General features: G+C 59.9%; 9 protein-coding genes. 7 read left to right on the top strand and 2 right to left on the bottom strand.

Annotated elements, in window-relative coordinates:
* Positions 1-63: 63 nt before the first annotated feature.
* Positions 64-1,014 (top strand): HEPN domain-containing protein, encoded by a 951-nt coding sequence (locus AC1DUP_RS32170; RefSeq protein ID WP_113307124.1) that lies wholly within the window; start codon positions 64-66, stop codon positions 1,012-1,014.
* A gap of 171 nt (positions 1,015-1,185) precedes the next feature.
* Here the strand turns inward: AC1DUP_RS32170 and AC1DUP_RS32165 are convergent, their stop codons facing one another.
* Positions 1,186-2,100: a proline iminopeptidase-family hydrolase gene (locus AC1DUP_RS32165; RefSeq protein ID WP_477836756.1), complete on the bottom strand. Its 915-nt coding sequence runs from the start codon at positions 2,098-2,100 to the stop codon at positions 1,186-1,188.
* A 53-nt stretch (positions 2,101-2,153) separates the two neighbouring features.
* On the bottom strand, positions 2,154-2,936 hold the full coding sequence (locus AC1DUP_RS32160; protein WP_113301748.1) for a LuxR family transcriptional regulator: 783 nt from the start codon (positions 2,934-2,936) through the stop codon (positions 2,154-2,156).
* A 126-nt stretch (positions 2,937-3,062) separates the two neighbouring features.
* On the opposite strand from AC1DUP_RS32160, the gene AC1DUP_RS32155 reads away from it, so the two are divergent.
* The 6 genes from AC1DUP_RS32155 (at position 3,063) to AC1DUP_RS32130 (ending at position 10,444) form a co-directional block, all read left to right on the top strand.
* Positions 3,063-3,953, top strand: a complete 891-nt coding sequence (locus AC1DUP_RS32155; protein ID WP_113508315.1) for a proline iminopeptidase-family hydrolase — start codon at positions 3,063-3,065, stop codon at positions 3,951-3,953.
* 51 nt (positions 3,954-4,004) lie between these two features.
* Positions 4,005-4,943, top strand: coding sequence for an ABC transporter permease (locus AC1DUP_RS32150; protein ID WP_477836755.1), 939 nt, complete (start codon positions 4,005-4,007; stop codon positions 4,941-4,943).
* Positions 4,940-5,791, top strand: a complete 852-nt coding sequence (locus AC1DUP_RS32145; RefSeq protein WP_113508313.1) for an ABC transporter permease — start codon at positions 4,940-4,942, stop codon at positions 5,789-5,791. The genes AC1DUP_RS32150 and AC1DUP_RS32145 overlap by 4 nt, the downstream gene beginning before the upstream one ends.
* Positions 5,788-7,497 (top strand): ABC transporter ATP-binding protein, encoded by a 1,710-nt coding sequence (locus AC1DUP_RS32140; RefSeq protein WP_113508312.1) that lies wholly within the window; start codon positions 5,788-5,790, stop codon positions 7,495-7,497. The genes AC1DUP_RS32145 and AC1DUP_RS32140 overlap by 4 nt, the downstream gene beginning before the upstream one ends.
* A gap of 19 nt (positions 7,498-7,516) precedes the next feature.
* Positions 7,517-9,031, top strand: coding sequence for an ABC transporter substrate-binding protein (locus tag AC1DUP_RS32135; protein ID WP_113307118.1), 1,515 nt, complete (start codon positions 7,517-7,519; stop codon positions 9,029-9,031).
* A gap of 69 nt (positions 9,032-9,100) precedes the next feature.
* Positions 9,101-10,444, top strand: a complete 1,344-nt coding sequence (locus tag AC1DUP_RS32130) for an amidase (protein ID WP_115037055.1) — start codon at positions 9,101-9,103, stop codon at positions 10,442-10,444.
* Positions 10,445-10,464 lie beyond the last annotated feature (20 nt).

The following is a 10,464-nucleotide window of genomic DNA, read 5'->3' as shown; positions in this document are numbered from 1 at the left end:
ATTGTCTTTCTCTTGAAGAGCTCGTAAAGAGTTTAGGTGCGAAACTTTAGGCGAGCCGTTACGATGGAAGCGAATCCCACCGAAGGCTTTGATGCGGCTTTGACCCTGACCGATCCCCTCGACCACCTGCCAGCAGTCAAGCGGCGCGAGCTTGCCCGCGTGCTGGAGATTATCTTCGACGAGGTCGAGCAGTTCCGCGCGACCAAGCTTTCGGCAAGACGCGCCGGCGGCAAGATCCTCAAGGTGATCCTCTATGGTTCCTATGCCCGTGGCGACTGGGTGGAGGATCGCTCGAGCGGCTATCGCTCCGATTACGATGTTCTGATTGTCGTCAATTCCGAGAGCTTCGCGCAGGAGCAGGACCTATGGCTGTCGCTCGACGAGCGATTCCTTCAAGACCAGATTGCCCACCGGATCGAAACGCCGGTCATTCCGATCGTCCACACCCTGCACGACGTCAACGACCAGCTCTCTCGCGGACGACCCTTTTTCGTCGATATCGCCAGAGACGGCAAGGTCCTCTACGAGGGGAAAGGACATCCCCTCGTCGACCCCAGACCGCTGACCAAGGAAGAAGCGAAAGAAGAGGCAGAGCGAAACTTCGAGCGTTGGTATCCTGACGTCGCTAGACTTCTTGCAGGCGTTGACCTCTATCGAGATTTGGACGGTCTAAACCTTGCTGCTTTCAATTTGCACCAAGCGACAGAGCGTCTTTATCACTGTCTCCTTCTGACGTTGACGCTCTACAGTCCGAAATCGCATCGCATCAAAGTGCTTCGCTCCAAGGCAGAGGACATAGACAAGCGACTGATATCTTCCTGGCCGCGCGACAATAAGATTGCCCGCCGGCGATTTGAGCTCTTGTCCCGGGCCTATGTGGAAGCCCGATATTCACCGAATTACGAGATCAGCGCAGAGGACCTCGCTTGGCTGGTCGAGCGGGTCAGAGTCCTGAAAAAACTCGTCGAGATGAGTTGCATGGAGCGTCTTGCGTCTAGTCAATCGTCGGATTGAGTCTGGCGATCTGGGGCTTGTGGTCACATGGTCTGCCGGGGACCCGCACGCAATGCTCTCGTAGACACATCTCGACTGCCGAATATCGATAGCGATTCCGGCTTCCGTCGTCGCGGCCGCGAGCCGGCTGCAAGGATAGCGGCCCCGTAACCAGCGACCATTACGACGATCTCAATCATGCCTGGTAAGGAAGGCCGAGACGACGTCGAGGCAAAGCTCCTTTTCCTCGACATGCGGCATGTGGCTGGAATTCTCGAAGAGCACCCATTCGCTGCCCTTCACCCGATCGACATAGGGTTTGACGACAAGCGGGGTCGCTTCATCATACTTGCCTGAAATCAACAAAGTTGGCATCTCGATGAGCGACAGGCGATCTTCGATCGTCCAATCCTTCATCGTGCCGATGACATGGAATTCGGTCGGACCGTTCATATTGCGATAGACGGTATTGTCTTCGTCCATGGTCGCGAAGGTGCGCGCGACCTCAGGCGGCCAGGGTACGACGCGGCAGACATGCCGGTCGTAGAAAACACGCGAGGCTGCGACATAGTCCGGATCGGCGATGGTGCCAGCCTCCTCATGCCTCAGCAGCGTATCCTGCACCTCCTGCGGCAGTTCCTCGCGCAGACGGTTTGCCTCCGCCACCCAAGTATGCATATTGGCGGGCGAATTAGCGATGACGAGCGCCTTCAGGCCCTTCGGCTGGCGCACGGCATGTTCTGCGCCGAGCATGCCACCCCAGGACTGACCGAGAAAGGCATAACGATCCTGAATTCCGAGATGCTTCAGCAGCGCATCGAGCTCTTCCAGGAAAAGCGCCGGTGTCCAGAAATCCGGCCCCTTCTCCGGCAGGCGTGTCGATTTGCCGTTGCCGAGCTGGTCGTAGTGAATGACGGCACGGGCATCGAGCTCGGCGATGTCCTTGAAGGAATCCACATAATCATGCGTGCAGCCGGGGCCGCCATGGGCCACGACAAGCGGCAATTTGCCGGAATCGAGCGAACCAGTGATGCGATACCATGTGCGGTATTCGCGAAATGGCAGATAGGCTTCCTTCGTCGGAACTGCGGCCACAAGTCTCTCCATCCTGAGGGCAATGATGGAGAAGCATAGCGTCGCCGAAAAGGCGAAGGCAGCTATCAGAAGTTATAGGATGGGCGATCTTCCAGCAGGCGGTAATGCGTAGCGCGCACTACAGCCTGCGTGCGGTTGCGGGCGCCGAGTTTCTTGGCCGCCGCATTGAGATGCATGACCACGGTCGGCACCGACCGATCGATGATGCGCGAGATCTCCTTGGCCGAGAGACCTTCCGCGGAATAGCGCAGGCATTCGCGCTCCCGCTCCGTCAACCGGATCTTGCCGACGCTCAGCGCCTTGGCATCGAAAAGCGAATAGGCGGCCTCATGGAAGACATGGGCGAGAAGATTGAAATCGGCGATGTTGCGCAGCGCCTGATGCTCGAAATCACTGTTGGCGCCAAAGCGGATGCCGGTCACCGTCGCATAGTCCCCGCGGGGCATATGAACGGGCACGGTGACACCGGTCGACATGTCGCGTTCGCTGAGATAGCGCGTCACCGGCGCGGTGTCGTCGCTCATGAAACGATTGATGAGCGTGTCGGCATCCCGGTCGTAGTTCCAAAAAAAAGGCGCTGAGGTGCGCAACGCGACCTGCTGCACGGGATCGATGCGAAAATAGCCGCGATCGAACCAGTATTCCCGCATATCCTCCGAAATATTCCGCAACTTCAAGAGCGAAGGGATCATGATCCCGCCGTCGAGGTCATAAGGCACTGGCGTGTAATCGTAGATCAGGGCCTCGAAGCCTATCTCTTTCATCGCCCCGAAAATCTGATCGATGCGGCCGTCAAGGGTCTCATGGGCTACGAATTGCCGTCTGATCGTTCCGATTTCATCAAGCATGGCAGGCTCCGGTCGGGTGGGTTTCATACCCTATCACTTCTTATAGCTGGCGAAGACTATGGTTTAAGGTAAAAATTTAGCCATGCCCAATTATTGAGCAAGCGAAATCTTCTGCCGGAGCGGTCAATGTGGCGTGAAATCGAGCCCGAAGCGCGACATGAAATCGAGGTCGATGGCTACAAGGTGGTGGCTTACAGCTTCGGCAGCGGCAGCGAGACCATCTTCTGCCTGAACGGCGGCCCCGGCCTTCCCTGTGATTATCTGCGCGAGGCCCATTCCTGCCTCATCGACAAGGGCTACCGCGTCGTCGCCTTCGATCAGCTCGGCACCGGCGCCTCGGACCGGCCGACCGACGCATCCCTGTGGACCATCGGCCGTTATGTCGAGGAAACCGAGACAGTGCGCAAGGCGCTCGGCCTCGGCAAAGTGCATATGCTCGGCCACTCCTGGGGCGGCTGGCTCGCGATCGACTATGCACTGACCTATCCGGAAAACCTGCAGACGCTGATCCTGGAAGACACAGTCGCCGACATGCCGCACCTGATTTCCGAACTGGAACGGCTGCGCGCCGCCCTCGGGCCTGAGACGGTGGCGATGATGCAGAAACACGAGGCGCAAGGCACTTACAATCATCCGGAATATCAGGCGGCGGTGACGATCCTCAATTATCGCCATGTCTGCCGCCTGCCGGAATGGCCGGCACCAGTGCGCCACTCGCTCGACGACTGGAACATGGGTCCCTATGAGACCATGCAGGGGCCGAACGAATTCCTCTATATCGGCAACCTGAAGGACTGGAACCGCATCCCCGATCTGCCTGATGTGACGACGCCGGTGCTGATTACCGCGGGCGAACATGACGAACTGACGCCGGCCTGCGCGCTGCGCATGAAGCTGGCCCTGCCGAATGCCGAACTCAAGGTCTTCGCCAACGCCAGCCACATGCCGTTTTACGAAAATCCGCATGATTATTATCCCGCGCTGGTCGATTTCCTATCGCGGCACGGGGCAAGCTGATGCAGGGTAAGGTGATCGGAACCCGACGAAGACAAGGGGGCGAGCGCCGCCATGCATCGTTATAAGTTCATATTGACCCGGCCGATCCAGTTTCTGCCTGTCATTTTCGGCATCAGCGTCATTACCTTCATCCTGGTGCGATTGATCCCTGGCGATCCCGCCCGCAATATTCTCGGCACACGCGCCACGCCGACGGCCCTTGCCAATATCCGCGCCCAATACGGCCTCGATCAGCCCATGTGGCTGCAATATTTCTACTTCCTCAAGAACCTCGCGAATGGCGAAATGGGCAAATCGATCCTATACAAGATCGACGTATTTCCGCTGATCGCCACGCGCATCGAGCCGACGATCGCGCTGGTACTGACAAGCGTCATCATGTCGATCCTGATCGCCGTACCGATGTCGGCGATTGCCGCTCGCAATGCTGGCCGGGCGCCTGATCATGCAGTACGGGTCATCTCCACATTCGGGATCGGCTTTCCGCCTTTCTGGCTCGGCCTGATGCTGATCATACTTTTCAGCGTCGAACTCGGCGTCCTGCCGGTCTCCGGCTACGGCACGACACTGGGTGACAAGCTCTCCCATCTCATCTTGCCGGCGTTGACGGTTGCATTGTCGCTCTCGACCGTGCTGACCCGAAGCCTGCGCGCCGCCATGATCGAATCCCTGAAATCGGATGTAGCGACGGCCGCACGCGCCCGCGGCATGCCTGAGAGTATCGTCTTCTGGCGCCACGTCCTGCCGAATTCGCTGGTGCCGACAATCAATCTTCTCGCCGTCAATATCGGTTGGCTGATCGGCGGAACCGTCGTCGTGGAAAGCGTGTTTGCCCTGCCTGGCATGGGACAATTGCTGGTGCGCGCCATTTTCTCGCGCGATTATATGGTCGTGCAGGGCGTGGCGATGACATTTGCCTGCGCCACCGTGCTCGTCAATTTCATTGCCGATATCGTCACCGTCACCGTCGACCCGAGGGTGAAGCTATGAGCGTTGCGGCCCTTGCTCCTTCTCCCGTCGCCTGGCGCCGCTTCCTCAGCCGCCGGCTGACGCTCGTCATCGGCGTCGGCATCCTGCTGTTCTTTCTGCTTCTGGCAATCGCAGCGCCCGTAATCGCGCCCTATGATCCGATCCTGCAGAATGCCGATGTGCGGCTACAGGGACCGTCGCTTTACCATCTCTTCGGCACGGACAATTTCGGCCGCGATATCCTTTCGCGCGTCATATGGGGCGCACGCATCGATCTGCAGATCGCCGTCATCGGCGTCATCTTCCCGTTCCTGATCGGCACGACGGTCGGCACCATCGCCGGTTTCTTTGGCGGTATTGTCGATGCGGTTTTCATGCGGCTCGTCGATATCATCCTCGCCTTTCCGTTCCTCGTCCTGATGTTGTCGATCATCGCCATCCTCGGCCCGGGCCTCAGCAGTTTCTACATCGCCATCGCGTTGGTCGGCTGGGTCTCCTATGCGCGTCTCATCCGCGCGCAAATGCTGGTGCTGAAAAGCAGCGACTATGCGGTCGCCGCCGTCAGCCTCGGTTTCAGTCGTTCCCGCATCATGTTCCGGCATCTGCTGCCCAATGCCATTGCCGGCTCCATCGTCTTTTCCATGTCGGATGCGACGCTGGTGCTGCTCAGCGGCGCAGCCATCAGCTATCTCGGTCTTGGCGTACAGCCGCCGCTTGCCGAATGGGGTGTCATGGTAGCCGAAGGGCAGAGCTTCATCACCACGGCCTGGTGGATCACGCTTTTCCCGGGCCTTTCGATCGTCTGCCTCGCCTTCGGTTTCAGCATGCTGGGTGATGCGCTCGGCGAACTTCTCGGAGTTCACGAATGAGCGCCTCGGTCCTTTCCGTCCGTGACCTGACGGTCAAGGTTCATCTCGATGGCGGCGCACGAACGCTGATCGACCATGTTTCGCTCGATCTCGCCAAGGGCGAAATCCTCGGCCTTGTCGGTGAGAGTGGCTCGGGCAAGAGCCTGCTTTGCCGCTCGCTCGTCCGGTTATTGCCCTCTTCGCTGATCAGGATCGAGGGCGGCACTGTCCTGCTCGAAGGACGCGATCTGACCACTGCAAGCGATGCCGAGATGCTCAAGGTTCGCGGCGGCGAGATCGGTATGATCTTCCAGAACCCGACGAGCCATCTCGACCCGGTCATGCGCATAGGCGACCAGATTTCCGAGGGCATTCGCTACCACCAAGGGCTTGGTGCGAGGGAGGCGCGGGCAGCGGCGATCGAGATCCTGACACAGGTGGGCTTTCCCGATCCCGTGCGCCAATATGACAGCTACCCGCACGAGTTTTCCGGCGGCATGCGCCAGCGCGCAATGATCGGCGTAGCACTCTCCTGTGACCCGAAGATCCTGATCGCCGATGAGCCGACGACCGCGCTCGACGTGACGATCCAGGCGCAGATCCTGAAGCTGCTGCTGGAAATCCGAGAAAAGCGCGGGCTGTCAATCATTCTCATCACCCATGATCTCGGCATCGTCGCGCAGACCTGCGACCGCATCGCCGTCATGCGCGGCGGCAAGCTGCTCGAACAGGGGCCGAAGCGGACGATCCTGTCCCGGCCGCAGGATCCCTATACGATCAACCTGATCAACAGCCATCCTTCCATGCCGGACGAGGCGCCGACACCTGCGCTGGAGGTCACGCCCTCGGCGGCCTCTACGAAGCCACTCCTCGAAATCGACGACCTACATGTGCGGTTCAAGGTCGGCGGCAACCTTTTCAAGGGCAATGCGAAAACGATGAGCGCCGTTTCCGGCGTCAGCCTGCAGATCATGCCCGGCGAGACCGTCGGCATTGTCGGCGAATCCGGCAGCGGCAAGAGCACGCTCGCACGCGCCGTGCTGGGGCTAACGCCGATTTCCTCTGGGCATGTGTCGTTCGCCGGTGTCGATCTGGCGCAACACCGGGCCGCCGGCCTCGCCAAGCTGCGGCGCGAGACGGCCATGGTCTTCCAGGATCCGTACAACGCCCTCAATCCGCGCCTCACCATCGGCCAGATGCTTGCCGAAGTGCTGAAAGTTCAAGGCAAGGTGCCCGCGTCTGCCATCCCGGCGCGGATCGGCGAACTGCTGGATCTCGTCGGGCTGGAGCGGGAATTCGCCAATCGCAAGCCGCGCAGCATGAGCGGCGGACAGTGTCAGCGTGCCGGCATTGCCCGAGCACTCGCTGTCGACCCGAAGCTCATCATCGCCGACGAATGCGTCGCAGCCCTCGACGTTACGATCCAGGCGCAGATCATCTCGCTCTTCCGCGAACTGACCGTAAAGATGAACCTAACGATGATGTTTATCGCCCATGACCTGGCGATCGTGCGCAATCTCTGCGAACGCGTGGTCGTCATGTATCGCGGCGAGATCGTCGAGGAAGGCCTCTCGGAAGAGGTCTTCGCGCGTCCGAAGCATCCCTACACGGCGGCACTCATCGCCGCCATTCCCGACATCGATCCGGACAAGCCGCTTCTCGGCGGCGCGGGCTCCATTGACGACATGCAGTCGATGCCGGCCCTGCCCGCCAAACGCATGCCATAACAACGAAGGGAACGAACTCATGATCACAAAATGGAAATCAATCGGGCTTGCCGCGCTTCTTGCAGGCCTGACGCTCAGCGCAAGTTATGCCGAAGCCGCCGGCGTACTGACCATCGGCCGCCGCGAGGATTCGACGACATTCGATCCGATCAAGACGGCGCAGAACATCGACAACTGGGTGTTTTCCAACGTCTACGACGTGCTGATCCGCGTCGACAAGACCGGCACCAAGCTGGAGCCCGGCCTTGCCGAAAGCTGGACCGTGTCCGGCGACGGGCTGACCTATGTCTTCAAGGTCCGCGACGCAAAATTCTCCGACGGTTCGCCGCTGACGGCAGAAGACGCTGCCTTTAGCCTGCTGCGTATCCGCGATGATGCAGGCTCGCTCTGGAGCGATTCCTACAAGGTGATCGATACCGCCGTCGCAACCGATCCTCGGACGCTGACGATCAAGCTCAAGAACCCTTCGGCGCCTTTCCTGTCGACGCTGGCGCTGCCGAATGCCTCTGTCATTTCGAAGGCCGGCATCGAATCCATGGGCGCCGATGCCTATGCCGAAAAGCCGATCGCATCCGGCGCCTTCATCGTCGACGAATGGCGGCGCGGCGACCGCGTCATTCTGAAGAAGAACCCGAACTTTTGGCAGGCCGATCGCGTCAAGCTCGATGGCGTCGAATGGATCTCGGTACCTGACGACAATACCCGTATGCTGAACGTGCAGGCGGGCCAGCTCGATGCTGCGATCTTCGTTCCCTTCTCGCGTGTCGAGGAGCTGAAGAAAGATGCAGGCCTCAACGTGCTGATCGACCCGTCGACGCGTGAAGACCATCTGCTGATCAACCATGCGCATGGCGATCTCGGCAAGAAGGAAGTGCGCCAGGCGCTTGATCTGGCAATCGACAAGAAGGCGATCGTCGATGCCGTCACCTTCGGCCAGGGCACGATCGCCAATTCCTATATTCCGAAGGGTGCGCTTTACTACTATGCCGACAACCTGAAGCGTCCTTATGATCCAGAACAGGCCAAGAAGCTGCTGGCCGATGCCGGCGTCTCCAACCTGACGCTGAATTACCTGATCCGCGCCGGCGACGAGGTGGATGAACAGACCGCCGTGCTGTTGCAGCAGCAGCTCGCCAAGGCCGGCATCACCGCCAACCTGCAGAAAGTCGATCCCAGCCAGGAATGGGACATGACGGTTGCCGGCGATTACGACATCTCCGTCAACTACTGGACCAACGACATTCTCGACCCGGACCAGAAGACGACCTTCGTGCTCGGCCACGATTCCAACAACAACTACTCGACGAACTACAAGAATGAAGCGGTGAAGGAGCTGGTCGCCAAGGCCCGCCTGGAACTCGATCCAAAAAAGCGCGAGCAGATGTATATCGACCTGCAGAAGACGGCAAAGGACGATGTCAACTGGATCGATCTCTACTATAGCCCGTACATCAACGTGGCGCGGAAGAACATCGACAACTTCTATCAGAATCCGCTCGGCCGCTTCTTCCTGGAAGATACCGTCAAGAACTAAGCCTCAATCTTGCTATCAAGCTCCGCCGCCCTGAAAGCGGCGGAGCATTGTTCTGACGGGAGATCGGTGATGACGGCGGACGAAATCGCATTCATGAGCGTGGCCGACCTTGGGCGAGCCTACAGAAGCGGTTCGCTCTCGCCTGTCGATGTCGTGCGCGTCAGCCTTCAACGGCTGGAAAGGCTGGAACCCGCTCTCAATGCTGTGGCCCAAAGGTTGGATGCGACGGCGCTTGCCGAAGCCGAGCACGCATCAGAGGAACTGCGCGCCGGCAAGGATCGCGGGCCGCTCCATGGCATTCCCGTTGCCATCAAGGACCTGATCGAGGTGACGGGCGCTCCGACCGGCTACGGCAGCAAGGTGCGACCACCGGCAATTGCTGATGACGATGCGCCTCTGGTGCAGTGCCTGCGCGAAGCAGGTGCGATTATCCTCTGCAAGGCCAACCTGCTCGAATATGCCTACGGCATCGCCCATCCGGATGTCGGCCAGACCAACAATCCCCACGATGTCAGCCGCACCTCCGGCGGCTCGAGCGGTGGGTCCGCTGCTCTGGTCGCAGCCGGCATCATCCCGCTGTCGATCGGCACCGATACGGGTGGCTCGATCCGCATTCCCGCCTCCTATTGCGGGGTCGTCGGACTGAAGCCGTCATTCGGTCTGGTGTCGCTCGACGGCGTGTTCCCGCTGTCATGGAGCCTCGACCATGCCGGGCCGCTCGCTCGCAGCGTCGCGGATACTGCGCTGCTGCTCGAAGTGCTGACCGGCAAGGCCTTTCCGCTTTCACCGCCGTCGCTTGCAGGTGTCCGGATCGGCGCCCCACACTTTCATTGTGAAAGCCCCGAATTGACGCCGGCGGTTGCCGATAATCTCACCGAAGCGCTGAAGCGGCTCGAAGCGGCGGGCGCGATCATCAAGCGCATCGACATTCCGGAGCTTATGCTTGCTAATTCGGAGCTGCGCCGGATCATCCTGCCGGAGGCCTCGGTCATTCATGCCGAACTCTACTCCGAAAACCCTGATGGTTACGCGCCGCGCACGCGATCACAGGTGGAAGCCGGCTTCGAATCCAGGGCCGTGGACTATATCAAGGCCCAGGAATTCCGCGTGAAGCTGCGCAATGCAGTCGAAGCGGCCTTCACGGATGTGGACGTGCTGATCGGGCCGAGCGTGCCCTTCCCCGCACCATCAGAGGATCCGGAATTCACCGAGGACGGCGAGGAAGGCGAAATGCTGTCCAGCGGCCTCGCCAACATGACCGGCCAGCCATCCCTCAGCCTGCCCTCCGGCATGGACGGGCATCTGCCGCTTGGTCTGCAGCTGACAGGCCCGATCGGTGCCGATGGAAAGCTGCTGCAGGTCGCCCTCGGCATCGAGACGGTGCTCGATGCCTGGCGCAGGCCTTCACTCTAGAAACTATTGCCTCGGTTCTC

Source organism: Rhizobium sp. 01L419, from assembly GCF_056400025.1.
The sequence above is the reverse complement of the archived record's forward strand: the minus strand, read 5'-3'. Positions and strand labels throughout refer to the sequence as shown.

Bases quoted from the DNA above. Each gene is read 5' to 3' on its own strand.
- AC1DUP_RS32170 (WP_113307124.1), top strand. From the start codon at position 64: ATGGAAGCGAATCCCACCGAAGGCTTTGATGCGGCTTTGACCCTGACC.
- AC1DUP_RS32165 (WP_477836756.1), bottom strand. From the start codon at position 2,100: ATGGAGAGACTTGTGGCCGCAGTTCCGACGAAGGAAGCCTATCTGCCA.
- AC1DUP_RS32160 (WP_113301748.1), bottom strand. From the start codon at position 2,936: ATGCTTGATGAAATCGGAACGATCAGACGGCAATTCGTAGCCCATGAG.
- AC1DUP_RS32155 (WP_113508315.1), top strand. From the start codon at position 3,063: ATGTGGCGTGAAATCGAGCCCGAAGCGCGACATGAAATCGAGGTCGAT.
- AC1DUP_RS32150 (WP_477836755.1), top strand. From the start codon at position 4,005: ATGCATCGTTATAAGTTCATATTGACCCGGCCGATCCAGTTTCTGCCT.
- AC1DUP_RS32145 (WP_113508313.1), top strand. From the start codon at position 4,940: ATGAGCGTTGCGGCCCTTGCTCCTTCTCCCGTCGCCTGGCGCCGCTTC.
- AC1DUP_RS32140 (WP_113508312.1), top strand. From the start codon at position 5,788: ATGAGCGCCTCGGTCCTTTCCGTCCGTGACCTGACGGTCAAGGTTCAT.
- AC1DUP_RS32135 (WP_113307118.1), top strand. From the start codon at position 7,517: ATGATCACAAAATGGAAATCAATCGGGCTTGCCGCGCTTCTTGCAGGC.
- AC1DUP_RS32130 (WP_115037055.1), top strand. From the start codon at position 9,101: ATGACGGCGGACGAAATCGCATTCATGAGCGTGGCCGACCTTGGGCGA.